This is a genomic window from Pseudomonas sp. LB3P93 (assembly GCF_054898025.1).
The window spans coordinates 5,950,095-5,974,468 of record NZ_CM142713.1; the positions used below are offsets into that span (position 1 = coordinate 5,950,095).

Here is a 24,374-nt window from a genome sequence, read left to right on the forward strand (position 1 = left end):
CCGGCCGGCGTGGGCTGGCGGGCTGTCTCTACAGGTTATCCACAGGCAGGTGCACGTATAACTTGGATAACCCTGTCACGGTTCGCTGCGCAGTACCAATTCGACCATCAAATCGTCGGCCAGGGTTTCCAGTCGTGACTGCAACACGTCCAGGGACAAGGTGAGCGGCACCGCCAGAATCGCTTCGGCATGGAACAAAGGTTCGCTGCTCATTGGCGCCGGCCGTACTTCGGTCACCAGGCGCTCCAGGTTCACCCCTTGCTCACTCAGCAGGCGAGTGATGTCACGGACGATCCCCGGGCGATCATTGCCCACCAATTCCATGGCAATCGGTTTCCAGGTGCAGGATTGCTCGATGCCGCTTTCTGCGATCAACACGCGAATACCGTGGGCAGATAACGCCTTCAAAGCATCGACCAGCTCATCGTAGGCCTCGGCCGGCACGCCCACCCGAAGAATCCCGGCGAACTGACCCGCCATGCGCGACATGCGGCTCTCAAGCCAGTTGCCGCCGTGCTCGGCAATGCACTGGGCAATGCGCTCGACCTGTCCTGGCTTGTCCGGAGCGAATACAGTGAGTACGAGGTGGTCCATGGCGCAGCCCTCTAGTCATGACTTTTGTTATAGAAGACCAAGTATAGGCAGGGGTTCAATTCAGCGCGGTACTGCTTTCATGTGGCGAGGGAGCTTGCTCCCGCCGGGGCGCGGAGCGGCCCCCTGCATTATTCAGACAAACCGCATTGGCTGATTTTACGACTGCTTCGCAGTCGAGCGGGAGCAAGCTCCCTCGCCACAAAAACCACAGCCCATAGCAGTGCAAGGAAGATTATGTGTACAACTTCTTATATTTAACTGGAACAATCTCATACTTTTTTGAGAACATCCCTATCCCCGACGTGACCGCAATGCGTCATGGGGTCGCAGAACGACGTAATTAGTCTAATTTTCACAAGCGCAATTCATCATGTAGTATGCCGCAGCGCGCACTACATAACGTTGGATCGATGTCTGCCACCGGCATAGTCGCAGCCCTGAAAGCCCTATCAGCAAGGCCTCAACGCCGTTGATCGGTTCCATTCCAGCCGCCCGAAATGGCATGTACTGGTGGAAGGGGTTTGTGGTTTAAATAGCCAGAGGCTTCATTGTTAATTTGAAGAGCTGAAAAGCGAAATAGCTGAGCAGAGTGAGGCAAGCAATGACTGAACACGTTCAAGTCGGTGGCCTGCAGGTCGCCAAAGTCCTGTTCGACTTCGTGAACAACGAAGCCATTCCCGGTACCGGCCTCACCGCCGATAAGTTCTGGGCCGGTGCCGACAAGGTCATTCATGACCTGGCGCCGAAGAACAAAGCCCTACTCGCCAAACGCGATGATTTCCAGGCTCGTATCGATGGCTGGCACCAATCCCGTGCCGGTCAACCACACGACGCCGTGGCTTATAAAGCCTTCTTGCAAGACATCGGTTATCTGCTGCCAGAAGCGGCCGATTTCCAGGCAACGACGCAAAACGTCGATGACGAAATCGCCCGCATGGCCGGTCCACAGCTCGTGGTGCCGGTAATGAATGCCCGCTTCGCGCTCAACGCCTCGAACGCCCGCTGGGGTTCGCTGTATGACGCGCTCTACGGCACCGACGCCATCAGCGAAGCCGACGGCGCGGAAAAAGGCAAAGGCTACAACAAGGTCCGTGGCGACAAGGTCATTGCCTTCGCCCGCGCCTTCCTCGACGAAGCGGCGCCATTGGCGGCCGGCACTCACGTCGACTCCACCGGCTACAAGATCGTTGACGGCAAACTGGTGGTCGCCCTTAAAGGCGGCAGCAGCTCGGATTTGAAGAGCACGGGCCTGCGCAACGACGCTCAGTTGATCGGTTTCCACGGCGATGCGGCTGCACCGACCGCGATCCTGCTGAAAAACAACGGCCTGCACTTCGAAATCCAGGTCGACGCCAGCACCCCGGTCGGTCAGACCGACGCTGCCGGTATCAAAGACATTCTGATGGAAGCCGCGCTGACCACCATCATGGACTGCGAAGACTCCGTCGCCGCCGTCGATGCCGATGACAAAGTGGTGATCTACCGCAACTGGCTCGGCCTGATGAAGGGCGACCTGTCGGAAGAAGTCTCCAAGGGCGGTCAGACGTTTACCCGCACCATGAACGCTGATCGCACTTACACCGGCGTCGACGGTAAAGAGCTGAGCCTGCACGGTCGTTCGTTGTTGTTCGTGCGCAACGTCGGTCACCTGATGACCATCGACGCGATCGTCGATAAAGACGGCAACGAAGTGCCGGAAGGCATTCTCGACGGCCTGATCACCAGCCTTGCGGCGATCCACAGCCTCAACGGCAACAGCTCACGCAAGAACAGCCGTACCGGTTCGGTCTACATCGTGAAGCCGAAAATGCACGGTCCTGAAGAAGCCGCGTTCACCAACGAGCTGTTCGGTCGCATCGAAGAAGTGCTCGGTCTGCAACGCAACACGCTGAAAGTCGGGATCATGGACGAGGAGCGCCGGACCACGGTCAACCTCAAGGCGTGCATCAAGGCAGCCAGCGAGCGCGTGGTGTTCATCAACACCGGTTTCCTCGACCGTACCGGCGATGAAATCCACACCTCCATGGAAGCCGGCCCGATGGTGCGCAAGGCCGACATGAAGGCTGAGAAGTGGATCGGCGCCTACGAGAACTGGAACGTCGATATCGGTTTGAGCACTGGCCTGCAAGGTCGCGCCCAGATCGGTAAAGGCATGTGGGCGATGCCCGACCTGATGTCTGCGATGCTCGAACAGAAAATCGCTCACCCGCTGGCCGGTGCCAACACAGCGTGGGTTCCATCGCCAACGGCGGCTGCGCTGCACGCGCTGCATTACCACAAGGTCGATGTATTCGCCCGCCAGGCCGAGCTGGCCAAGCGCACTCGCGCTTCGGTTGACGACATCCTGACCATCCCGTTGGCCGTGAACCCGAGCTGGACCGCGGAACAGATCAAGAACGAACTGGACAACAACGCCCAGGGCATTCTCGGTTACGTGGTGCGCTGGATCGACCAGGGCGTCGGTTGCTCGAAAGTGCCGGACATTAACGACGTCGGCCTGATGGAAGACCGTGCGACGCTGCGTATTTCCAGCCAGCACATCGCCAACTGGCTGCGTCATGGCATCGTCACCGAAGATCAGGTCATGGAAAGTCTCAAGCGCATGGCGCCGGTGGTTGACCGTCAGAACGCCAACGACGCGCTGTACCGCCCGCTGGCCCCGAACTTCGACAGCAACATCGCCTTCCAGGCGGCGGTCGAACTGGTGGTCGAAGGCACCAAGCAGCCGAACGGCTACACCGAGCCGGTCCTGCACCGTCGCCGTCGCGAGTTCAAGGCTGCCAATGGCCTGTAACTGAGCGTTTGCGCCGGACAAAAAAAGGCCCTGATCGAAAGATCAGGGCCTTTTTGTTTCAAATCGGTTCTTGCTCTTCCATTATTCCCAACTCATGTTTGACCAGCTCCAACAGCTTGCCGGTATCGACAGGTTTGAGCAGGAAGTCGACCACGCTTAGATGCATCGCGGCGATCGCATCCTTCACGTCGGCGTCCCCGGAAACAATGATGAACGGCATCGCCGCCCGAGCTGACTCTCGCACCTGGCGGATCAGGTCCAGGCCATCGATGTGGCCCATACGCAGATCAGTAATCACCAGGCCAATCGAAGGTTTTTCGCTCAACATCTTGAGTGCAGTCTCGCCACTGGCCGCCGTCATGCAACGAATACCGTCCAACGCAAGAATCTCTGACAACAGCTCCCGCGCGTCTTTATCGTCATCAACGATCAGCACCCGCTGCGCCGGCAGGTCAGGTTCCAGCATGACGGCACTCAGCGCCTCGCGCTCGGCGTCACTCAAAATATCGTGGTCGGACATGGCTTTCTCTACGTTTTCATTTCAATTCCCTAGCACATCCGTCAGACATCGCTAAGCAGACCTTCAATGTGCACTTCGTCGGAAAGTTTTCCTATAGCCAATGTAGGAGGTTTTTCCTGCATTTGCGTCAGACATTTCCTAACTTCCGACGCCTGCAACGCCCGACCTAGACAAACGTCCAATGGGCACCCTGCGCGCAGGGGCCGACCATGGCTGAGTCATCCGACAACAACAATTCAAAAAAGACTGCGGTCATGGTTATGAGTAAAGCGGACGCCTTCACACAGGCAGGGAAAACCGCGGTGTTGCAGAACATCCAGGGCACTTTGCAATTCCTTCAGCGCTTCCCGCCCTTCAATCAAATGGAACACGCCCACCTGGCGTACCTGGTTGAACAATGCCAGATGCGTTTCTACGGCCCCGGCGAGAGCATCATCAAACCTGCCGATGGGCCGGTTGAGCACTTCTACATCGTCAAACAAGGCCGGGTCGTGGGTGAACGCCCGCATACGGCCAAGGGCGGCACCGAAACCACCTTCGAAATCACCACCGGCGAGTGTTTCCCCCTCGCCGCGCTGCTGGGCGAGCGCGCGACACGCACCGAACACCTGGCCGCCGAAGACACCTTTTGCCTACAGCTGAACAAGCTGGCGTTCATCAAACTGTTCGCACTTTCCACCACGTTTCGCGACTTTGCCCTACGCGGTGTCAGCAGCCTGCTGGATCAGGTCAATCAGCAAGTCCAGCAAAAAGCCGTGGAAACCCTCGGCACTCAATATTCGCTGAATACGCGACTGGGCGAATTGGCCATGCGCCATCCGGTGACCTGCAGCCCCGCCACGCCGTTGCGTGAAGCCGTGACCCAGATGCACGAGCAGCAGGTCGGCAGCATCGTGATTGTCGACGAGCAGAAAGCCCCGCTGGGTATTTTCACCCTGCGCGACCTGCGCCATGTGGTGGCCGAGGGCACTAACGACTTCAACGAAGCGATCGAGCGCCACATGACCCAGGCGCCGTTTTTCCTGTCGCCGGACCACAGCGCCTTCGATGCGGCGATCGCCATGACCGAGCGACACATCGCCCACGTCTGTCTGGTGAAAGACCATCGCCTGTGTGGCGTGGTGTCCGAGCGGGATCTGTTTTCCCTGCAACGGGTCGACCTGGTGCACTTGGCGCGGACCATTCGCAGCGCGCAGAAACTGGAAAACCTGGTGGCGATGCGTGGCGAGATCGGCCAACTGGTCGAGCGCATGCTGGCGCACGGTGCCTCTTCGACCCAGATCACCCACATCATCACGCTGCTCAACGACCACACCGTGTGCCGGGTGATCGAACTGACCCTTGCCGAGAAAGGTGACCCCGGCATTGCGTTCAGCTGGCTGTGCTTTGGTAGCGAAGGCCGCCGCGAACAGACGCTGCACACCGATCAGGACAACGGCATTCTGTTCGAAGCCCGGGACGCGGCCCATGCGGCGGAAATTCGCGGCAAACTGCTGCCCATCGCCCAGCAGATCAACCAGAGCCTGGCGCTCTGCGGCTTCACGCTGTGCAAGGGCAACATCATGGCCGGCAACCCCGAACTGTGTTTGTCCCGGGCCGAATGGGCGCGGCGTTTTGCAGCGTTTATTCGTGAGGCGACGCCGGAGAACCTGCTGGGTTCGAGCATCTATTTCGACCTGCGCGTGGTCTGGGGCGACGAGCAAGGTTGCGATCAGCTGCGTCAGGGCATTCTCGATCAGGTGAATGACAACCGGCTGTTCCAACGGATGATGGCTGAGAACGCCTTGCGCAACCGTCCACCGGTAGGACGTTTCCGTGAATTCGTGCTAGCGCGCAAGAATGGCGAGAAAGCCACGCTGGATCTGAAGGTCCAGGGGCTGACGCCGTTCGTTGACGGCGCGCGATTGCTGGCCCTGGCCCATGGCATCGAGGCCAACAATACCCTGGAGCGCTTTCGAGAATTGGTGGCCAAAGAGGTCATTGAACGGCTGGACGGTGCCGCGTACGAAGAGGCTTATCACTTCATCCAGCAAACCCGCATGCAGCAACATCAGCTACAGACCCGTGAGAACTTGCCCTACTCCAACCGGGTCGATCCGGACAGCCTCAATCATCTGGATCGACGGATCCTGCGTGAATCCCTGCGCCAGGCTCAACGCCTGCAAAGCAGCCTGACCCTGCGGTATCAGCTATGAGCCTGTTTTCATGGCTACGCCCGGCCATTCCCATCCTGCCCGGCGAGCTGCAACAACGCCTGGAACGCTTGCCTGTAGTAGCCGAGCTGAGCGAATGCAGCTTGCGCGAGCAGCGCTGGGTGGTGCTCGACCTGGAAACCACCGGGCTGAACCTGAACAAGGACCGGGTGTTGTCGATCGGCGCGGTGGTGATCGAGGACGGAGCGATTGATTTCAGCCAGCAGTTCGAACGCACGCTGCAATGCGTCGATATGAAGGTGGGCCCCAGCGTGTTGATTCATGGCCTGGGGCCGAGCGCGATTGCCGCCGGCAGCGATCCGGGGCTGGCGCTACTCGAACTTATGGAATTCGTGGGCGACAGTCCGGTGCTGGCGTTTCATGCGCCGTTCGATCAACACATGCTTGGGCGCTCGCTGAAAGACCATTTGGGCTACAAATTGCAGCATCCGTTTCTGGACGTGGCGGACATCGCGCCGCTGCTGTGTCCTCAGGCGCACATTCGCGATGCCGGGCTGGATGAGTGGATTGACTGGTTCAAGCTGGAAGTCTTTGAACGCCACAATGCCAGTGCTGATGCGCTGGCGACGGCGGAGCTGGCGTTGATTTTGTTCAGCCGGGCGCGGCAGCAGCAGATTCATAGTCCGTTGAATCTGCAGCAGCGGATCAATAAGTGGAAACGCAGACAGCGCGCGCCTTCCTTTTAGCCCTCACAAAAATCCCTGTGGCGAGGGAGCTTGCTCCCGCTGGGGCGCGAAGCGACCCCTTGCATTTGTCCAGACAGCCCGTATCGCCGGTTTTACGACTGCTGCGCAGCCGAGCGGGAGCAAGCTCCCTCGCCACAGGTTCACTTTACGCATGCCCTGATATCCACCTGACCAGTGGCCAATTGCTTACATCCCCCGCCTCTGCCACAATCGCGAACAATTCTCGTTAGTTAACACTTCCCAATCGGTGATGCTGCGTGTCGTCAGTCCAAAGCCCCCAAAGTGAGCTCGTTGGTGCGTTGTATCGCGACCATCGCGGTTGGCTATTGGCTTGGCTGCGACGCAATGTGGCCTGCCCGCAACGGGCCGAAGACCTGAGTCAGGACACTTTCTTGCGTCTGCTGGGCCGTGATGAACTGAAGGAGCCTCGCGAACCGCGGGCGTTTCTGGTGGCAATCGCCAAGGGCTTGTTGTTCGACTATTTCCGTCGCGCAGCGCTGGAACAGGCCTACCTCACCGAATTGATGCTGATCCCCGAAGGCGAACAACCGTCGGTGGAAGAACAGCAGCTGATCCTCGAAGACCTGAAAAACATCGACCGCCTGCTCAGCAAGCTTTCAAGCAAGGCCCGAGCAGCGTTTCTCTATAACCGTCTCGACGGGCTCGGCCATGCGGAAATCGCCGAGCGTCTGGGCGTGTCGGTGCCTCGGGTTCGTCAGTATTTGGCCCAAGGCATTCGTCAGTGCTACATCGCGTTGTACGGTGAGCCGGTATGAGCCCGGTCAGTTCCAAACCGGTATCAGCCCAAGTGCTGGATGCCGCAATTGCCTGGCAATTGTCCCTGGATTCCGGCAACCCGGTGGAGCGCGAAGAATTCGCCAAATGGCACGCCGCCCACGAGGAACACGCTCGGGCGTGGCGTCAGTTGGGCATGCTCGACCAACGTTTCAGTGTCGCCAGCGGCCCGGCTCGCACGGCGTTGCTGCAATCGCGCGAAAGCATTCGCCGACGGGTACGCAAGCTCGGCAGCGGCCTGGCCAGTATCGTCGCGGTGATCGGGTTGGCGCTGTTCGCCGGTGATCGTTATCTGCCCATCGACTATTGGCTGGCCGACCAGCGCACCGCCACCGGCGAGCAGCGCACCCTGCGCCTGACCGACGGCACGCTGATCAACCTCAACACCCACAGCGCTGTGGACGTGCGCTTCGATGAGAAGCAGCGGCTTATCATCCTTCAGGAAGGGGAAATTCTCGTCGAAACCGGTCATGGCGATGCCCGGCCGTTTATCGTCGAAACCCGCGAAGGCCGCATGCGCGCGCTGGGCACGCGGTTCCTGGTCAAGCGCGAGGATGAAGGCACGCGACTGAGCGTGTTGCAGTCAGCGGTGGCCGCCCATCCGCAGTCGAGTCCTGAAGAGCAGATCCTGCGTGAGGGCCAGCAAGTGCTGATGCGCAGCAATGGCTTGGGGCCAATCGTCGCGCTGAACCTCGGCGCCGATGCCTGGACTCGCGGCATGCTGGTGGTGGACAACGCACGACTGGAAGATCTGGTGCACGAACTCGGTCGTTATCGACGCGGGCACTTGGGGGTTGCACCTGAGATCGCCGACCTGCGGATCACCGGCAGCTTCCCGCTGCACGACACCGACAAGGCTCTCAGTGCGCTGCTGCCGACCCTGCCGGTACAGATCGAACAGCACACGCCGTGGTGGGTAACGGTAGCGAAGGCTGAAATCAAGCCCTGAGATGATCGTTCCCACGCTCTGCGTGGGAATGCAGCCCGTGACGCTCCGCGTCACATGCCGAAACGGACGCAGAGCGTCCATTGAGGCATTCCCACGCAGAGCGTGGGAACGATCATCATAGAAATTCATCTTGTTTACTGAATCGAAATTATTTTCATCCAGCCCTATCACTTTTGGATTCTCGTTCGGCACCTAGGCAATTGAGAAATATTTCCATTCAGGAGCCGCTGTATGTCCCGTTCGCTAGACACCTTGTTGCGCCCCAGCTTGTTGGCAGTCGCCATTGCCCTTTGCACGCCGTTGGCCAGCACCCAGCTGATCGCCGCTGAACAAGCGTCCAGCGTTCGCGCCTACAACCTGCCGTCCGCACCATTGGCCAGCACCTTGAACCAGATCGCCAGCCAGGCGGGCCTCGCGCTGTCGCTGAATCCATCGCTGGCAGCGGGCAAGACCTCCGCGCCGGTCAAGGGTCAGTTCGACGCGCCCGGCGCACTGCGTGAAGCCTTGCGCGGCACCGGTCTGCAACTGGAACAGAGCAGCGCCGGCACCTACAGCCTGGTCGCCATTCCCGAGGGCACGCTGGCCCTGCCGGAAACCGCCGTCATCGGCGTCGAGAATACTGAAAGCGCCTGGGGCCCGGTGGAAGGCTACGTTGCCACGCGCACCGCCGCCGGCACCAAGACCGACACCGCGCTGGTCGAAGCGCCGCGCTCGATTTCGGTTGCGACCCGCCAGCAAATGGAAGATCGCAATGTGCAGAACCTCGATGACGCCGTGCGCTACATGCCCGGCATCGTCGCCAGCAGCTACGGCAGCGACACCCGCGCCGACTGGCTGCGGGTACGGGGTTTCGAACCGACCCAGTTCCTCGATGGCCTGCCTCTGCCAAAAGGCACGTACGCCAACCCGAAACAGGAAACCTGGAACCTCGATCGCCTCGCCCTGCTGCGTGGCCCGGCTTCTTCGGTTTACGGCCAGACCCCGCCAGGCGGCCTGCTCGACATGGTCAGCCGCCGTCCGACTGCCGAAGACAGCCATGAGATCCAGCTGCAATACGGCAGCGACAATCAGCGCCAGATCAACTTCGCCAGCACCGGCAAGATCGATGACGAAGGCCAGTTCCTCTACAGCCTGAGCGGCGTGGTGCGCGACAGCGGCACGCAGATCGACCACGTCGACAACAAGCGCTACAACATCGCGCCGAGCCTGACCTGGAACATCGACGAAGACACCAGGTTCACCTTGCTCACGCAATTCACCCGCGACGATACCGGCATTACCAGCCAGTTCCTGCCGGTGCAAGGCACCAAGATCGACATGCCGTTCGGCAAGGTTTCTCATCACAAGAACCTCGGCGACCCGGACTGGGAATACTACGACCGCACCTACTACGCGCTGGGTTATGCGTTCGAACATCGCTTGAACGACGTCTGGCAGTTCAAGCAGAACCTGCGTTACACCAAATCCGATCTGTCGTTCCAGGGGCTCACTGTCGGCTCGTATCCGTTCACCCAGGTGGATAACGAAGGTAACGTCGGACGCACCAGCACCATCGTCGATGAAGACATCAGCCAGTTCGCTGTGGATAACAATTTCCAGGCCGACTTCGCCACCGGCGATGTCCGTCACACCCTGCTGCTGGGTCTCGACCACCAGCGCAGCAACACCAACTACACCTCGATTTTCGGCGACGGGTTGACCACCAACGTCAACAACCCGATTTATGGCCAGCCAATCGTTCGTCCGCCGCGCTCCACCGCGTTCTACGACTACAACCAGAAGACCTACCAGACCGGCCTGTACGTGCAGGATCAAATGGCCCTCGACCAATGGCGCCTGACCGTCGGCGGACGTGAGGATTGGGTCCACACCAGCACCGAGTTCTTCAACAAGGGCGACGCCACCAACACCGAGCGCGACAAGGCCTTCAGCGGCAACGCGGCGATCAGCTATGTGTTTGACTCGGGCTTCGTGCCGTACTTGTCGTACGCCGAATCCTTCCAACCCACCACCGGCGCATCAGCCTCGACCACCGAATCGTTCAAGCCAACCGAAGGCAAGCAGTGGGAATTGGGCATCAAGTACCAGCCACCGGGCAGCAATACCCTGCTCAGTGCGGCGGTGTATGACCTGACCCAGAAAAACGTCTCGGTCACCACCACTGTCGGCGCCACACCGATCACCAGCCAGACCGGCGAAGTGAAGGTCAAGGGCCTGGAGCTGGAAGCGGTGTCCGACGTCACCGAAAACCTGAAGATCATCGCGGCCTACACCCTGGCCAAGTCCGAAGTGCAGAAAGGCGACAACAAGGGCAACCGGCTGCAATTGATGCCTAATCAACAGGCTTCGTTGTGGGCCGATTACACCTGGCACGCCGGCGTGCTGGATGGCTTCGGGATTGGTGCCGGCGCTCGCTACACCGGCAACACCTACGGCGATCAGGCCAACACCTGGCTGGGCAAGGCCGATGCCTATACCGTGTTCGATGCCGCCGTCCATTACGACCTCGGCCGTCTGGACAACAGCCTCAAAGGTGCGTCGCTGGCACTGAACGCCACCAACCTGCTGGACAAGGATTACATTTCCACCTGTGACAGTTTCTACTGCTACTACGGCGACCAGCGCAGCGTCGTCGCCAGTGCAACTTACAAGTGGTAATTGCCTGAGCTGAAACGCTCCAAGACCCAAGCCGTCCTTCGAGGACGGCTTTGGTATTTCTAAGGGCCATGAAATGAAAAGTAAAACAATTCGCCGCTGGTCGTTCGTCCATACCTGGACCAGCCTGATCTGCACGGTGTTCCTGCTGATGCTCGCGCTGACCGGCCTGCCGTTGATCTTTAGCCACGAGATCGACCATCTGCTGGGCGATGCCGCCGAGTTGAAGCACATGCCGGCGGACACCCCGCAACTGAATTTGCAGCAGTTGGTGCAGGCGGCTGAAAAACATCGCCCCGGCGAAGTCATGCAGTATTTCGGCTTTGACGAGGAAGAGCCCAACGCAGCGATCGCCATCATGGCGGCCACCGCCGGTACCGAACCCAATTCGTCCCACACCTTCATGCTCGACGCCCGCACCGGCGAAGCGCTGGAGATGCCGTCGGCCAACGGCGGCTTCATGATGGTGATGCTGCGCCTGCACGTGGACATGTTCGCCGGACTGCCGGGCAAATTACTGCTGGCGTTCATGGGGCTGATGTTTGTCGCGGCCATTGTTTCCGGGACGGTGCTGTACCTGCCGTTCATGCGCCGCTTGAAATTCGCCACCGTGCGCCAGGACAAGTCCACTCGCCTGCGCTGGCTCGACCTGCATAACCTGATCGGCGTGGTTACCCTGACCTGGGCGCTGGTGGTCGGCGTCACTGGCGTCATCAGTGCCTGCGCGGATCTGCTGATCGCCGCCTGGCGCAACGACGCCCTGAGCGCGATGATCGCGCCGTACCGCGACGCACCGCCGCTGACGCACCTGGCGCCCGCGACCCGTTTGCTCGACATCGCCAAGGAAGTCGCGCCGGGGATGCAACCCGATTTCATTGCCTTCCCCGGCACCCGGTTTTCCAGCGAACACCATTACGCCGTGTTCATGAAGGGCAGCACCCACCTGACTTCGCACTTGCTGACGCCGGTGTTGATCGACGCCAGTACCCTGCAAGTCACGGCGGTGGCCGAACGACCGTGGTACATGGACGCCATGGGCATGTCGCAACCCCTGCACTTCGGTGATTACGGCGGCATGCCGATGAAAATCCTCTGGGCGACTTTGGATGTGCTGACCATCATCGTGCTGGGCAGTGGGGTTTATCTGTGGGTGGTGCGGCGCAGGGCGGCGAAAAAACCTGAGCTCGAACATGCGGAGGCGCAAGCATGAGGCCGCGACAGTCGAACTTCTGGAAGGTCTTCGCCACGCCCACCGTGATCGCCCTGCTCAGCGCCGCAGGGTTGTTCGCCGCGCTGCTGGGCGATGGCGTGTGGGATGCCTTGAGCTGGCTGGGCCTGGGCGTCCCTGCCGTCCTTGCCCTGCGCGGCCTGCTGCAACGCTGCTGATTTACATCGCTTCGCGGACCACCGCTGCTTCAAAGAAATTCGCAAATCCTTGTAGCAGCTGTCGAGCCCCAGCGAGGCTGCGTTCGGTCGCGCAGCGGCCGCAGTCCGGCAAACGCGGTGCGCCTGAAAGATCACTGTTGCAGGATTTACGACTGCTTCGCCCGAACGCGGACCGAGCCGGACGCAGCCTCGCTGGGGCTCGACAGCTGCTACAGAACTCCGACCAACACGGCAGTTATACGACAACACGCAGCCAACTGCCTGAACCTGCTCCCACAGGTTTTTGAACCTTCGCTGGTCGTCTTGAGCTATTGCTTCAACGCGCTATGCTGCCCAGCACTGCCCAATACCGAGACGCTGCCATGTCCGCCCCCAGCATGACCCTGTTCCACAATTCGTTATCGCCCTTCGTTCGCAAAGTCATGGTGCTGTTGCACGAAACCGGTCAGACCGACCGCGTGGCGCTGCAAGACTGCGTACTCACGCCGGTGAGCCCGGATCAGACGCTCAACGAAGACAACCCGCTGGGCAAGATCCCGGCCCTGCGTCTGGCCGACGGCAACGTCATCCATGACAGCCGGGTGATCCTCGATTACCTCGACCATCAACACGTCGGCAACCCGCTGATCCCCCGCGAAGGCTCGGCCCGCTGGCGCCGTTTGACCCTGGCCTCCCTGGCCGACGGGATCATGGATGCTTCGGTGATGGTTCGTTATGAAGTGGTCCTGCGCGCGCCCGAGAAGCATTGGGACGAATGGCTCGACGGCCAGCGCGACAAGATTCGTCGCGCGCTGGCGCTGTTGGAAAAGGACGCAATTGCCGAGCTGACCAGCCATTTTGACGTGGCGGCTATCAGCGTGGCGTGTGCGTTGGGTTACCTCGACTTGCGCCATCCGGATCTGGGATGGCGCGAGGCGAATCCGCAGTTGGCGGCCTGGTATTTCGAGGTGAGTCAGCGGCCTTCGATGGTGGCGACGATGCCGAAGGTTTAGATCTTCGCTGACTGTTCCGGCCTCATCGCGGGCAAGCCCGCTCCCACAGGGTCCTTGGCGTGCGCGAAATTCGTGTTCGCAGAAGATCCCTTGTGGGAGCGGCGGCGGTGCGGCGATCCGACTTGCTCGCGATGGCGGCACACCGGATCCACAGGAAACAACACCGCAATCAACGTCGCCAATACCTCTCCTTCCCGCTGATCCTCACGCAACCCCAGCGACCGGCTCATTCCACCGCTCCAATATCAAACGCCAGCGGTTTGGCCGGCTTCGGCCCGATCCCGTACCAGTCCAGCTTGCGGGTCAGCACCATGAACACGCCGAGCAAGCCAAACAGCAACAACGAGCCCATCAACAGCGCGTAATCCTCTGCACTCAGCAGGCCATAGAGCAAGCCATACAACGCCGCCAACCCCGCCGAAAAGCTCAAGCCGTGGCGCACGCTGCGCAGCACATGGCAGACATAGAACCCGATCAGCAACACGCAACCGCCCGCCGACAACAGATAGGCCAGGGCAAAACCGATGTGCTCCGACAGCGACAGCAGCAATAGGTAGAAGAACGCCAGCGCCACGCCCACCAATGCATATTGCACCGGGTGCACCGCGAGGCTTTTCAGCACTTCGAAGAGGAAGAAGCCAGCGAAAGTCAGGACGATGAACAGCAACGCATATTTGATTGCCCGATCGCTCTTCAGGTACTGGTCCACCGGATCAATGAAACTCACGCCAAAGCTGCGGCCGTTGTACGCCTCGCAACCACCACCGGACACGCAACTGCTCAGCGCTTCTTGCAGGTTGGTGGAGAAAAACGAGGTCTGCCAGTTAGCGGTAAAACCCTGATCGGTGACTTCACGCTGGGCCGGCAGGTAATTGCCGATGAAGCTTGGGTGCGGCCAGTTGGCGCTCAGCGACACTTTGCTGGTCTTGCCCACCGGCAGGATCTGCAACTGACCGGTGCCTTGCAGACGCAAGTCGAAACCGAAGGTCAATTCCGTGGCTTGCTTCGCATCCAGCGCCGGCAACGTTACGTGCACGCCTTCGCCTAACCAGCCCACCTGACTGCCCGGTACAAAGTCCAGACGCTGGTCGTCGAGTTCGAGTTTCAGGGCGTTTTCGATACCGCGAATGTCGCTGATACCGACGGCCAAAAACGGCTGATCGAACTGGTAATCGGCGAAGTCTTCCTTGATGCCCAGTTGTGCCGGGACCGAGAAATGCCCGCTGATGCGGTTGTCGGCGTGGAACAGCCGCGCCTCATAAATGCCTCGGGAACGCAGTTCGGTCTGCACCTGGCCGTCGAGCTCGAAGCGTTCCGGAAGGAAATACAGTCGACCGCGTTCTTCACCGACTTCCTGGTAGCGCTCGTTGGTTTTCTCGTTGAGTTTCCAGGTGCGCACCACTTTGCGGTACGGCACCACCATCAGCGGCCCGCTCAATTGCTGGCTGTAGCTGGAACTGCGGGCAATGTCTTCGAGCACACCGTCGCGCAGTTGCTGGCGGTCCTGGATGACGCCGTTGATCATCAGCAACGGGATGAGCAATAACAGAATCAGAAGGGCAATGGCCCCGAGTTTTATGGTCAGGCTGCGGTTCATGGGACTCTCCCTGTTTGGATGGGCAGAGTCTGGAATGGGTGTGTGGGGAATTTATGAGGAGAATATGGAGATTTGTGGAGACTGGGCTGGCCCCATCGTCGGAGCGCCGCCCGGAGCCGGCTCACTCCTACACTGGAGCTGCAGTGTTCGCAGATGTTGTGTTCACCATAAATCCCCTGTGGGAGTGAGCCTGCTCGCGATGGCGGCGACTCGGTCCTAAGCCAAGCGCAATACGACTTCCACCCCACCCTCGACATTGCCAATGCTCAACGACCCGCCATGCAACTTGACCACTTCTTCCACAAAGTTAAGCCCCAACCCGGTGCTCTTGCGCCCACTGTCCGGACGCGGCAGCGAGTAAAAACGCTCACTTAAACGCGGCAACGCATAATCGGGAATCGCCTCGGCCTGGTTGAACAGCCTGAACTCGATCTGCTCCCCAACGCGGTCGGCGCTGAACCGCAGCACACCGTTGGCAGGTGTGAAATCCAAAGCATTCTCCAGCAGATTCCCCACCGCCTGGCGCAACAGAAACGGCTCGCCATGCAGATTCATGTCCGGAGAAATCTGCTGTTCCACACGCAACTTTTTACCTTCGATCCGCGCAGCTTGGGCGTTCAGCAACTCATCGACCAAACCCGCCAACGGCACCGCCACCCGCTCTTCCAGCCCTTGGCGCTGTTCAACCTGGGCCAGGTTCAGCAGCCGTTCAATCAACTGCTGCATCCGCACACTTTCGCTGTCGATGTTGCTGACGAAACGCTGCTGTTGAGCCAGCGGCATTTCACCTTGCAGCAATTCCGCCGCCCCCCGAATCGCCGCCAACGGGCTTTTCAATTCATGGGTCAGGGTGTGCACATAACGCTCGACGTAGGCTTTGCCTTCCAGCTGGGTTCGCATCTGCTCCACCGCCGTCGCCAGTTGCTCCAGCTCCCCGCCACGATAATGCGGTACCTCAACGCGCCGCCCTTCACTCACCGCCTGCGCATAAGCCGTCAACCGCCGCAGCGCCGCGCTCAACCACCACGACAACAGCGCGCCGAACAGCAGACCCAGACCGATCAGCCCCGCGCCATAGGCGAGCAATCGACGCTCTGTGCGATCAACGTAAGGCTGCAGTGAACTGTTGGGCTTGGCCACGGTGACCACGCCGATGATCTGACCGTTGTCGCGAATCGGCGCGCCGACGTGCATCACTGAGGAGTTCGCATCGTTCGGATCGCTGCGGGTGGAACGCGCGCCATATTCACCGCGCAACGTCAGGTAGACGTCGTTCCAGCGCGAGTAATCCTGCCCCACTGCTGCGCCACTGGAGTCCAGCACCACGATGCCTTTGGCGTCGGTGACGTAGATGCGGTGGTTGACCTGATTCTTCGGCAACCCCCAGATGCTTGCCTTCGGCTGCCGTTCGCCGTAGGCCCTGAGCAGTTCGGGCCAGCGGTTCTGATTGAGGGTGCCGGCCTTGAAGTCGTCGCGCAGGATCTCGGCCATCAGGTTGGCGGTGTCGACCAGTGTTTCTTCCGTGGACTGACGCACGCCGGGGCGGATTTCTTCCATCACGGTGTTGAGCACGAAGTAACCGGTCAGGCCGATGAACAGCACGTAGACCAGGAAAATCCGGATCCCCAGCGGCATCAGCTGCTCCCCGGGCTGTAGCTGTAACCGAGGCCGCGGTGGGTCTGGATCGGCTCGGCATCGGCCTTCACCAGACGCAATTTGGCACGCACGCTTTTGATGTGGCTGTCGATGCTGCGTTCATAACCGGCATCGGCGGCGACACCCAGCGCATCGAGTAATTGTTCGCGGCTGAAAATGCGTTCGGGTTGTTCCAGCAAGCATTGCAGGAGTCGAAATTCGTGGCGGGTCAGGCTCAGTGGCTGATTGCGATAGCTGATCTGCACGCGTTCGCTGTCAATACGAAACAACGCCGATGAGGCTTCAGTCACTGGTCTTGGCGCCATACGCTTGAGAATCGCCCGGACCCGCGCCGCGACTTCCCGGGGGCTGAACGGCTTGACCACGTAGTCGTCGGCGCCAATTTCCAGACCCACCACGCGGTCGATTTCCGCATCACGGGCGCTGAGGAAGATCACCGGCACTTCGCTGAAACGCCGCAGTTGCTTGCAGGTTTCGAAGCCGCTGATGTCCGGCAGACCAATGTCGAGAATGATCAGGTCGGCCGGGGTCTGGCGCTGATGCTCCAGCGCAGCCGCGCCGAGGCTCAACCAGGTGGTGGTGAACCCCTCGCCCTGCAACGCGAATATCAGGGTGTCGGCAATCGCCGCTTCGTCTTCGACTATCAGGATATGAGGCATGGCGTCCGAGCCCGGCAGTTAAGTGGGCGAACGGTGCCCCAAGCCTCACATTCCGTCAATCAGCAGTCAGGTTTGTCTGCTGTGAAACGTCGCGCTGGGTTTACCGCTGCGCCGAATTCACGCAAGGCCTTGGCACCGATCAGCAACGGATAATTGAAGCTGCTGCGGTCGGTGAGGTTGACCTCGACAGTGCGCTTGACGTTGCCCAGGCACAGTTCCAGATCGACCACTGGACGCTTGGTGGGCTCGATGGCTTCCTTGTCATCCTCGTCTTCTTCGGAGCGGGTCTTGATCTTGCTGATCCGCGCGACCTTGTGCTCGTAGACCTTGTTGCTCGCATCTTTGGTGGCGAGGCGGAAACGCACCCACTCGTCGCCGTCGCGGGTGAAGGTTTCGATGTCCTTGGCCGACAGCGATGCCGTCAGGGCGCCGGTGTCCATTTTGGCTTTAAGGACTTCGCCGCCGATTTCCGGCAGCGCAATGTATTCGTAACGCCCGTACAGCGTCGGCTCAGCGGCCAAGACCGGCAGGGCCACGAGGGAAAGCAGTGCAAGGAGGGATTTCACGTAATGGGCATCCATAAGGAGTGGGCAGCAGGATTTTAGACCGTTGTACGCATGATCGTTCCCACGCTCTGCGTGGGAATGCCTCATGTGACGCTCTGCGTCACGCTTCTGGGACGCAGAGCGTCCCGGGCTGCATTCCCACGCGGAGCGTGGGAACGATCAATTCGCTCAAGCATAGCTACGCAAAGGTGAAACATTCGTCACCGCCGATTTGGCCTGTCGCCCGAAGCTGCTTATCATTGCGCGCCCAAATGCTTTCAAGAGTTACTTATGCGCCGCCTCCTCACCGGCTGTTTCGTTACCCTGCTGCTGTTACTCAACACCCTGGTCCTGTTCGGGCCGCTGATGGTGTTTGCCCTGCTCAAACTGATCCTGCCCGGGCGTTTTCGCGACTACGCCTCATGGTCGGTGATGTGGATCGCTGAAACCTGGGCCGAGATCGACAAGCTGATATTCCGGCTGTGCATCCCCACCCAATGGGACATCCGTGGCGGTGATGACCTGCGCCGCGATACCTCGTACCTGGTGATCAGCAACCATCAATCCTGGGTCGATATCCCGGCGCTGATCCAGACACTCAACCGCCGCACGCCGTTCTTCAAATTCTTCCTCAAGAAAGAACTGATCTGGGTGCCGTTTCTGGGCCTGGCGTGGTGGGCCCTGGACTATCCGTTCATGAAACGCTACACCAAGGCATTCCTGGCGAAGCACCCTGAGCTGGCTGGCAAGGACCTGGAGATCACCAAAGCGGCGTGCGAGCTGTATAAGCGTCAACCGGTGACCGTGGTCAACTACTTGGAAGGCACCCGATACACCGCAGCGAAAAGCGCTCAACAGCAATCACCGTTCACTCACTTGCTCAAGCCCAAGGCTGGCGGCGTGGCATTCGTACTGGCAGCGATGGGCGAACAGCTGGACGCCGTTCTCGATGTGACGGTGGTGTATCCGCAGCAGCAGATTCCGGGGTTTTGGGACTTGATCAGTGGCAATGTGCCGAGGGTCATCATCGATATCAAGACCCGCGAACTCGACCCGGCGCTGTGGCAAGGCGATTACGAAAACGATCCGCAGTTTCGCGAAACGATCCAGAACTGGGTCAACCAACTCTGGATCGAGAAGGATCAACGCATCGACGCCTTGCGCGCCGGGCGCCGCTGAATCAACTGCCGGTGCCGGCGCCCCAGATCCCGCCAAGGCTTTCCAGCAGCGAACCGCCGACGCCCTGCTGACCGAGGTATTGCAGAAGCACCGGGGCAAACTGGCCGATCATGCCGCTGTCCATGCCCAATGCGCTGAAAGCATTGTTCAGATCATTAGTGTTCTTTACGGCGCCCAGGGCATTGTCCAGACCCGCCGCCTTGCCGGAAGACCCGAGCAAGCCCGCGAGGGCACCCAGCTCACCGCCGCCAGACAACTTGTCGATCCCCGGAACGCTTTTGGCCAGTTCCGAGTAATCGGTCGAGCTCAATTGATTTTTTGCCAGCCCCAGCATCGCTCCTGTTCCGCCAACGGCCTGTTGTGGCGTTACGTTCAATTGGCTTAGCGCGCTCAGCAAACCGGCTGTTTCTGAAGTTGGCGCAGCCGCTGCGGCCGCATCCCCGCCCTGCATGCTCGAGGCCGCTTTGGTCACATCTTCCAGGCTGAAACCGGCGAAGACCGGGCTGGCCGCGAGGGTCATCAGCGAAGCCAGTGCAAAACCGCGTGAAATCTTCATCGAGACAACCTCTTTAGGCATAAACCGCCCACCCATGGGCGGCGAAAAACTGTGCGTTCGACTGGCATCCCCGGGGATTGTTCCCAACTCCCACAAGGATCATGTTCGTCAAAAAAAGTTTTCCCTGAGGCTGCATCCAGTCTAACCCCGCCTGCGTATATCAAGCACGGACAGACTTTCCTGGCCGATTCCCTGCACAAGGATCATCACCATGAAATGCACTTCGATCAAAATGCCGTTGATTGCCAGCCTGCTGACCCTGGCCCTTGGCGGCGGATTCGCCCTGAACACCGTGCAAGCAGCCACCATGAGCCACGACTCGGTCATGGTAGGCGGCCAGAGCATGCTGCCGAGTAAGGACATCATCGATAACGCCGTGAACTCGGCCGATCACACCACCCTGGTCGCCGCCGTGAAAGCCGCAGGCCTGGTCGACACCCTCAAGGGTAAAGGCCCGTTCACCGTGTTCGCCCCCGTCAATTCGGCCTTCACCGCCCTGCCCGCCGGCACCGTCGACACTCTGCTCAAACCCGCCAACAAGGCAACCTTGAGCCACCTCCTCACCTACCACGTGGTCGCCGGGAAACTCGACATGATGACCCTGGCCGAGAAGATCAAGGCCGGTGGCGGGAAAGCCGAACTGACCACCGTCGCGGGCGGCAAGCTGTGGGTGATGATGAACGGCCCGCATAACATCACGGTCAAGGATGAAAAAGGTGACGTCGCCGACATCACCACCTATGACGTGTACCAGTCCAACGGCGTGATTCAGGTCATCGACAAAGTGCTGATGCCCAAAAGCTGAGCCGTGCCGCCGGCTCTGCGCATCAGGGCCGGCAGTTTTGTGAGGTGTCCACCGTGAATGGAACAACAGCGCGCCGTGAACTAACCTCTGCCTGCAACCGGCACCATGCGCAGTCCACGTCGACTGTCTGGAGAACCGTTATTCCCATCGCCGACGCCGATCAGCTCAGGCAGCTTCTGGCCCAGTGTTCTCTGGGCGACCGCCGCGCTTTCGAGACGCTTTACCGCAGCGTCGGTCCACGGCTGCATGGCGTAGCACTGCGTTTCATGAAGCGCCCCGACCTGGCGGAAGAAGTCCTGCAGGAAAGCTTCGTACGCATTTGGAACAACGCCTCGCGCTACGAACCGCACCTGTCGGCACCGTTAACCTGGATGATCAACATCACCCGCCATCAAGCCATCGACCAGTTGCGAAAACATCGCGACCGATCGTTGAGCGAACTCGAAGAACAGGCGCTGGTGGATGAAAGCCCATCGGCCCATGAACAATTGAGCAGCGCCCGCGAGGCCAGCGCCTTGAACCGCTGCCTGGAAAGCCTCGAAGGCATGCAGCGCCAATCCATCACCGTGGCGTACTTTCAGGGGTTGTCGTGCTCTGAACTGGCCGAATATCTGGCCGCGCCCCTGGGCTCGGTGAAATCCTGGATCCGCCGCGGTATGGAGCGCCTGCGCAGGTGCCTTGAGTCATGAACTATCAAACCCCGACCCTGCGCCGCGCCCTCGCTGCCGACTACGCCATTGGCTTGATGCCTTCGGCCGCTCGCCGACGTTTCGAACAGTTGCTGCTGGAGGATGCGGCCCTTCGCGCAGAACTGGCGCAGTGGCAGGAAAGCCTGGCCACGTTGACCGATGCATTGCCCGAACAACCGGTACCGGATCGCGTCTGGCAGGCCATTACGGCGCGGATTGAGCCGCAAGTACTGCATGTGCCAGAGAAACGTCCGTTCTGGAATTGGCTGCGAGTGACGGCGGCGGTATGTTCGCTGGTGATCGCAGTGACGCTGGGCGTGCTCTACAACCGCGACAATGCGCGTTACAGCGCCACATTGCTGAGCGCCGACGCGCAGCCTGCACTGAAGGTCGAAGCGCATGAGGATTATCTGAAAGTCGAACCGCTGACGCTGGCAGCGCTTGATCCGGGTCGCAGTCTGGAGTTGTGGGCAATCCCGGCGGACGGCAAGCCGATTTCTCTTGGGGTGATCCCGGCGGGCGGCAAGGGTCGCGTAGAACTGAGCGATGCGCAGAAGGGGCTGATTGGCAAATCGATTGCGTTGGCGGTGAGTCTTGAACCGAAGGGCGGTTCACCGACCGGGCAACCGACGGGGCCGGTGTTGTATCAAGGGGCGTTGGCGGCTCTGTAAACCACCCACCCTGGCTTCTCCCTACAGCCAGGGGTGGCTCTCAGACTCACCAACAATTCCAGCCCAAAAAATCATTTTCTCGTTACACCTGTCAGATCTGACAGTAGCCAACGTGAAACACCAGCGCGACTATGGAGAGCCGAAAAATGTAAAGGAATACGCACAATGTTGATTAAGACAATCGCCTGTGTTTTCGCGGTTATGGCTTTGGCAGGCCACGCCTATGCGGACTCCTGTCCTGATGCTGGCAACATTTATCAGACAGATAAAGGTTTTGCTGCCAAGGATAAGTCTGGCCGCATCTGGGAAGGCGAAGATCCGGGACAACCCGTCGACGTTAAGACTTTGGTTTTTGAAGACGCGGCGTATATCACCGAAGACGAAACCGAAAACGGGCCAGTAAAAGTCAGTCAGTTGAGTTGCCGTTATCAAGACCTGGCTTTGGTTCTGGACAAAGTGGTCAATTGGAAAGCGACATCGACTGCCTGGGACGAATCGAATCGCTGTTCGAAATCCATCAATGACTGCTCATTCTCTCTAAGCAAATAGGCGTCACCGGACAGTGTCGATTCCTGAAATAGGTTTACACCTGTTTCACCCCAACGCCCGATGCATCACATCGGGCGTTTTGTATTTCAAAGACAGGTGCGGCCAAACTGCCGGTTTGACCGGGTATAGGTCTGCATGCTCAGTCAGTAGGAGACCTGTGTCCTTGCACAATGCGTCTCTCTTTAGCGCACTTTCATCTGAGCCAGCAGCGCATTATTTCTAACCGAGCTAAAAAACTGTCATTTATGTCAGTTGGATACGGAAGCAAGAGAAAGGAACATCTGAATTCAAATCAAGTAATGGAGTACAAACGATGAAGCTGAAAATTGCCGCCGGCGCCCTGGTTTACCTGGCTATGGCGAGTACCACCTTTGCCGCGACTTGTCCGACTCTCTCGGTAACCCATTCTCAAAATGCCGAAGATCTGACATTCACCTCTGCACGCATAAAAGACAAAAGCAGTCCCAATTCCGTTGTCATTTGCCGATATGAAGGTAAAGACGATCTTGGAGCCTCAACCGGCTTCAGGGCCGGCACTCCGGTTCAAGGCACTGGAAGCAATTGGAAAGGCGATGATTGTGCAGTCACCGACGGTGACGCCGCTAAGTGCGCATTCAAGTAGTCAGTTTGATTTAAAAAAAAGAGCAACCCGACGGGTTGCTCTTTTTTATGGGTGCAACTTACGCCGCACTAAACAACTTATGCGGATCAATCACAAACTTCTTCGGCACGCCCGCATCGAACTCGCCATACCCACGTGGCGCATCATCAAGGCTGATGACTTCCACGCCAACAATGTCGGCGATGTGAATGCGATCCCACATGATCGCCTGCATCAGCTGGCGGTTGTACTTCATCACTGGCGTCTGGCCGGTGTGGAAGCTGTGGGATTTGGCCCAGCCCAGACCGAAGCGGATGCTCAGGCTGCCCATTTTTGCCGCGGCGTCGACTGCACCTGGATCTTCGGTCACGTACAGGCCCGGGATACCGATTTTACCGGCCACACGGACCACGCCCATCAACGAGTTGAGCACGGTGGCCGGAGCCTCGTGTTTCACGCCGTCATGGCCGTGGCCGCGCGCTTCGAAGCCTACGGCGTCGACGGCGCAATCCACTTCTGGCTCGCCCAGCAGTGCAGCGATTTGTTCATGCAGCGGGGTGTCCAGGGACAGGTCGGCGATTTCGAAACCCTGGGCCTTGGCGTGTGCCAGGCGGACGGTGTTGACGTCGCCGATGATCACCACCGCAGCGCCCAACAGGCGAGCGGAAGCGGCAGCGGCCAGGCCGACCGGCCCGGCACCTGCAATGTACACGGTGCTGCCTGGGCCAACGCCGGCCGTCACTGCGCCGTGGTAGCCGGTTGGCAGGATGTCGGAGAGGCAGGTCAGGTCGCGGATTTTTTCCATCGCGCGATCGCGATCAGGCAGTTTCAGCAGGTTGAAGTCGGCGTACGGCACCATCGCGTATTCGGCCTGGCCGCCGGTCCAGTCGCCCATGTCGACATACCCGTAGGCACCGCCCGGACGCGCCGGGTTAACGCTCAGGCAAACGCCGGTGTGCATCTCTTTGCAGGAACGGCAGCGCCCGCAAGCCACGTTGAACGGTACGGAAACCAGGTCGCCGATTTGCAGGTTCTCGACGTCGCTGCCCTTCTCGATCACTTCACCGGTGATTTCGTGGCCCAGCACCAGACCGGTCTGAGCGGTGGTACGACCGCGCACCATGTGCTGGTCCGAACCACAGATGTTGGTGGAAACCACGCGCAGGATGACAGCATGGTTAATCTTCCTGCCGCGCGGGTCCTGCATTTTCGGATAGTCGATTTTCTGTATTTCGACTTTGCCATTGCCGAGATACACCACACCACGATTGCCAGACATGCTT

The 24,374-nt window shown here is 59.6% G+C and carries 24 protein-coding genes; 15 read left to right on the top strand and 9 right to left on the bottom strand.

Annotation, left to right across the window (positions count from 1 at the left end; all coding sequences use genetic code 11):
* Positions 1-75 precede the first annotated feature (75 nt).
* Entirely contained in the window at positions 76-594 is a 519-nt protein-coding gene (locus ACYZT8_RS27255; protein WP_094470306.1) for a glycine cleavage system transcriptional repressor, read from the bottom strand.
* A 601-nt stretch (positions 595-1,195) separates the two neighbouring features.
* On the opposite strand from ACYZT8_RS27255, the gene ACYZT8_RS27260 reads away from it, so the two are divergent.
* The gene (locus tag ACYZT8_RS27260; RefSeq protein ID WP_461977302.1) at positions 1,196-3,388 is read left to right on the top strand and encodes a malate synthase G; all 2,193 of its coding nucleotides are present in this window, start codon (positions 1,196-1,198) and stop codon (positions 3,386-3,388) included.
* A 58-nt stretch (positions 3,389-3,446) separates the two neighbouring features.
* On the opposite strand, the gene ACYZT8_RS27265 is transcribed toward ACYZT8_RS27260, so the two are convergent.
* On the bottom strand, positions 3,447-3,908 hold the full coding sequence (locus ACYZT8_RS27265) for a response regulator (RefSeq protein ID WP_461977304.1): 462 nt from the start codon (positions 3,906-3,908) through the stop codon (positions 3,447-3,449).
* Between the two features lie 254 nt (positions 3,909-4,162).
* On the opposite strand from ACYZT8_RS27265, the gene ACYZT8_RS27270 reads away from it, so the two are divergent.
* From ACYZT8_RS27270 to ACYZT8_RS27305, 8 genes are all read left to right on the top strand, one after another.
* A complete protein-coding gene (locus ACYZT8_RS27270) occupies positions 4,163-6,103 on the top strand; it encodes a putative nucleotidyltransferase substrate binding domain-containing protein (protein ID WP_461982628.1) in 1,941 nt (646 codons plus the stop codon).
* Positions 6,100-6,807, top strand: a complete 708-nt coding sequence (locus ACYZT8_RS27275; protein ID WP_461977306.1) for a 3'-5' exonuclease — start codon at positions 6,100-6,102, stop codon at positions 6,805-6,807. Before ACYZT8_RS27270 ends, ACYZT8_RS27275 begins: the two co-directional genes overlap by 4 nt.
* A 257-nt stretch (positions 6,808-7,064) precedes the next feature.
* Positions 7,065-7,583 carry an RNA polymerase sigma factor gene (locus ACYZT8_RS27280; protein WP_461956025.1) on the top strand — a complete coding sequence of 173 codons (519 nt, stop codon included), beginning with the start codon at positions 7,065-7,067 and terminating at the stop codon, positions 7,581-7,583.
* Positions 7,580-8,551 carry a FecR domain-containing protein gene (locus tag ACYZT8_RS27285; protein WP_461977308.1) on the top strand — a complete coding sequence of 324 codons (972 nt, stop codon included), beginning with the start codon at positions 7,580-7,582 and terminating at the stop codon, positions 8,549-8,551. The genes ACYZT8_RS27280 and ACYZT8_RS27285 overlap by 4 nt, the downstream gene beginning before the upstream one ends.
* Before the next feature lie 231 nt (positions 8,552-8,782).
* Positions 8,783-11,209 (top strand): TonB-dependent siderophore receptor, encoded by a 2,427-nt coding sequence (locus tag ACYZT8_RS27290; RefSeq protein WP_461977310.1) that lies wholly within the window; start codon positions 8,783-8,785, stop codon positions 11,207-11,209.
* Between the two features lie 73 nt (positions 11,210-11,282).
* Entirely contained in the window at positions 11,283-12,416 is a 1,134-nt protein-coding gene (locus ACYZT8_RS27295) for a PepSY-associated TM helix domain-containing protein (RefSeq protein ID WP_461977312.1), read from the top strand.
* The gene (locus ACYZT8_RS27300; RefSeq protein ID WP_461977314.1) at positions 12,413-12,592 is read left to right on the top strand and encodes a hypothetical protein; all 180 of its coding nucleotides are present in this window, start codon (positions 12,413-12,415) and stop codon (positions 12,590-12,592) included. The genes ACYZT8_RS27295 and ACYZT8_RS27300 overlap by 4 nt, the downstream gene beginning before the upstream one ends.
* Before the next feature lie 362 nt (positions 12,593-12,954).
* Positions 12,955-13,584: a glutathione S-transferase gene (locus ACYZT8_RS27305; protein WP_461977316.1), complete on the top strand. Its 630-nt coding sequence runs from the start codon at positions 12,955-12,957 to the stop codon at positions 13,582-13,584.
* Here ACYZT8_RS27305 and ACYZT8_RS27310 read toward each other — a convergent pair.
* The 5 genes from ACYZT8_RS27310 to rloA2 form a co-directional block, all read right to left on the bottom strand.
* The gene (locus ACYZT8_RS27310) at positions 13,581-13,814 is read right to left on the bottom strand and encodes a hypothetical protein (RefSeq protein ID WP_461977318.1); all 234 of its coding nucleotides are present in this window, start codon (positions 13,812-13,814) and stop codon (positions 13,581-13,583) included. The two genes, ACYZT8_RS27305 and ACYZT8_RS27310, sit on opposite strands and share 4 nt — an antisense overlap.
* Positions 13,811-15,181: a cell envelope integrity protein CreD gene (creD, locus tag ACYZT8_RS27315; RefSeq protein WP_461977320.1), complete on the bottom strand. Its 1,371-nt coding sequence runs from the start codon at positions 15,179-15,181 to the stop codon at positions 13,811-13,813. Before creD ends, ACYZT8_RS27310 begins: the two co-directional genes overlap by 4 nt.
* Positions 15,182-15,397: 216 nt before the next feature.
* Positions 15,398-16,816 (bottom strand): two-component system sensor histidine kinase CreC, encoded by a 1,419-nt coding sequence (gene creC / locus ACYZT8_RS27320; RefSeq protein ID WP_461977322.1) that lies wholly within the window; start codon positions 16,814-16,816, stop codon positions 15,398-15,400.
* Positions 16,816-17,496 (bottom strand): two-component system response regulator CreB, encoded by a 681-nt coding sequence (gene creB, locus ACYZT8_RS27325; protein WP_461977324.1) that lies wholly within the window; start codon positions 17,494-17,496, stop codon positions 16,816-16,818. Before creB ends, creC begins: the two co-directional genes overlap by 1 nt.
* Before the next feature lie 59 nt (positions 17,497-17,555).
* Positions 17,556-18,062 carry a retropepsin-like aspartic peptidase RloA2 gene (gene rloA2, locus ACYZT8_RS27330; protein ID WP_176457736.1) on the bottom strand — a complete coding sequence of 169 codons (507 nt, stop codon included), beginning with the start codon at positions 18,060-18,062 and terminating at the stop codon, positions 17,556-17,558.
* A 270-nt stretch (positions 18,063-18,332) separates the two neighbouring features.
* On the opposite strand from rloA2, the gene ACYZT8_RS27335 reads away from it, so the two are divergent.
* Entirely contained in the window at positions 18,333-19,220 is an 888-nt protein-coding gene (locus ACYZT8_RS27335; protein WP_461977326.1) for an acyltransferase, read from the top strand.
* A gap of 1 nt (position 19,221) precedes the next feature.
* On the opposite strand, the gene ACYZT8_RS27340 is transcribed toward ACYZT8_RS27335, so the two are convergent.
* A complete protein-coding gene (locus tag ACYZT8_RS27340) occupies positions 19,222-19,776 on the bottom strand; it encodes a DUF2780 domain-containing protein (RefSeq protein ID WP_461977328.1) in 555 nt (184 codons plus the stop codon).
* 211 nt (positions 19,777-19,987) lie between these two features.
* Between ACYZT8_RS27340 and ACYZT8_RS27345 the strand changes: the two genes are divergently transcribed.
* The 5 genes from ACYZT8_RS27345 to ACYZT8_RS27365 all read left to right on the top strand — a co-directional run bounded on the left by ACYZT8_RS27345 (position 19,988) and on the right by ACYZT8_RS27365 (position 23,112).
* Complete coding sequence (locus tag ACYZT8_RS27345; protein WP_461977330.1) at positions 19,988-20,581, top strand: fasciclin domain-containing protein; 594 nt, start codon at positions 19,988-19,990, stop codon at positions 20,579-20,581.
* A 53-nt stretch (positions 20,582-20,634) separates the two neighbouring features.
* Complete coding sequence (locus ACYZT8_RS27350) at positions 20,635-21,270, top strand: sigma-70 family RNA polymerase sigma factor (RefSeq protein ID WP_461977332.1); 636 nt, start codon at positions 20,635-20,637, stop codon at positions 21,268-21,270.
* Positions 21,267-21,941, top strand: a complete 675-nt coding sequence (locus ACYZT8_RS27355) for an anti-sigma factor (RefSeq protein WP_461977334.1) — start codon at positions 21,267-21,269, stop codon at positions 21,939-21,941. Before ACYZT8_RS27350 ends, ACYZT8_RS27355 begins: the two co-directional genes overlap by 4 nt.
* 165 nt (positions 21,942-22,106) lie before the next feature.
* A complete protein-coding gene (locus ACYZT8_RS27360) occupies positions 22,107-22,490 on the top strand; it encodes a hypothetical protein (RefSeq protein ID WP_461977336.1) in 384 nt (127 codons plus the stop codon).
* 313 nt (positions 22,491-22,803) lie between these two features.
* Positions 22,804-23,112, top strand: coding sequence for a hypothetical protein (locus tag ACYZT8_RS27365; protein ID WP_461977338.1), 309 nt, complete (start codon positions 22,804-22,806; stop codon positions 23,110-23,112).
* 58 nt (positions 23,113-23,170) lie between these two features.
* Here ACYZT8_RS27365 and fdhA read toward each other — a convergent pair whose 3' ends face one another.
* A complete protein-coding gene (fdhA, locus tag ACYZT8_RS27370) occupies positions 23,171-24,370 on the bottom strand; it encodes a formaldehyde dehydrogenase, glutathione-independent (protein WP_007947729.1) in 1,200 nt (399 codons plus the stop codon).
* Positions 24,371-24,374 lie beyond the last annotated feature (4 nt).

Excerpts from the sequence above, each read along its gene's own strand:
- ACYZT8_RS27255 (WP_094470306.1), bottom strand. The coding sequence starts at position 594 with ATGGACCACCTCGTACTCACTGTATTCGCTCCGGACAAGCCAGGACAG.
- ACYZT8_RS27260 (WP_461977302.1), top strand. The coding sequence starts at position 1,196 with ATGACTGAACACGTTCAAGTCGGTGGCCTGCAGGTCGCCAAAGTCCTG.
- ACYZT8_RS27265 (WP_461977304.1), bottom strand. The coding sequence starts at position 3,908 with ATGTCCGACCACGATATTTTGAGTGACGCCGAGCGCGAGGCGCTGAGT.
- ACYZT8_RS27270 (WP_461982628.1), top strand. The coding sequence starts at position 4,163 with ATGGTTATGAGTAAAGCGGACGCCTTCACACAGGCAGGGAAAACCGCG.
- ACYZT8_RS27275 (WP_461977306.1), top strand. The coding sequence starts at position 6,100 with ATGAGCCTGTTTTCATGGCTACGCCCGGCCATTCCCATCCTGCCCGGC.
- ACYZT8_RS27285 (WP_461977308.1), top strand. The coding sequence starts at position 7,580 with ATGAGCCCGGTCAGTTCCAAACCGGTATCAGCCCAAGTGCTGGATGCC.
- ACYZT8_RS27290 (WP_461977310.1), top strand. The coding sequence starts at position 8,783 with ATGTCCCGTTCGCTAGACACCTTGTTGCGCCCCAGCTTGTTGGCAGTC.
- ACYZT8_RS27295 (WP_461977312.1), top strand. The coding sequence starts at position 11,283 with ATGAAAAGTAAAACAATTCGCCGCTGGTCGTTCGTCCATACCTGGACC.
- ACYZT8_RS27300 (WP_461977314.1), top strand. The coding sequence starts at position 12,413 with ATGAGGCCGCGACAGTCGAACTTCTGGAAGGTCTTCGCCACGCCCACC.
- ACYZT8_RS27305 (WP_461977316.1), top strand. The coding sequence starts at position 12,955 with ATGTCCGCCCCCAGCATGACCCTGTTCCACAATTCGTTATCGCCCTTC.
- ACYZT8_RS27310 (WP_461977318.1), bottom strand. The coding sequence starts at position 13,814 with ATGAGCCGGTCGCTGGGGTTGCGTGAGGATCAGCGGGAAGGAGAGGTA.
- creD (WP_461977320.1), bottom strand. The coding sequence starts at position 15,181 with ATGAACCGCAGCCTGACCATAAAACTCGGGGCCATTGCCCTTCTGATT.
- creC (WP_461977322.1), bottom strand. The coding sequence starts at position 16,816 with ATGCCGCTGGGGATCCGGATTTTCCTGGTCTACGTGCTGTTCATCGGC.
- creB (WP_461977324.1), bottom strand. The coding sequence starts at position 17,496 with ATGCCTCATATCCTGATAGTCGAAGACGAAGCGGCGATTGCCGACACC.
- ACYZT8_RS27335 (WP_461977326.1), top strand. The coding sequence starts at position 18,333 with ATGCGCCGCCTCCTCACCGGCTGTTTCGTTACCCTGCTGCTGTTACTC.
- ACYZT8_RS27340 (WP_461977328.1), bottom strand. The coding sequence starts at position 19,776 with ATGAAGATTTCACGCGGTTTTGCACTGGCTTCGCTGATGACCCTCGCG.
- ACYZT8_RS27345 (WP_461977330.1), top strand. The coding sequence starts at position 19,988 with ATGAAATGCACTTCGATCAAAATGCCGTTGATTGCCAGCCTGCTGACC.
- ACYZT8_RS27355 (WP_461977334.1), top strand. The coding sequence starts at position 21,267 with ATGAACTATCAAACCCCGACCCTGCGCCGCGCCCTCGCTGCCGACTAC.
- ACYZT8_RS27360 (WP_461977336.1), top strand. The coding sequence starts at position 22,107 with ATGTTGATTAAGACAATCGCCTGTGTTTTCGCGGTTATGGCTTTGGCA.
- ACYZT8_RS27365 (WP_461977338.1), top strand. The coding sequence starts at position 22,804 with ATGAAGCTGAAAATTGCCGCCGGCGCCCTGGTTTACCTGGCTATGGCG.
- fdhA (WP_007947729.1), bottom strand. The coding sequence starts at position 24,370 with ATGTCTGGCAATCGTGGTGTGGTGTATCTCGGCAATGGCAAAGTCGAA.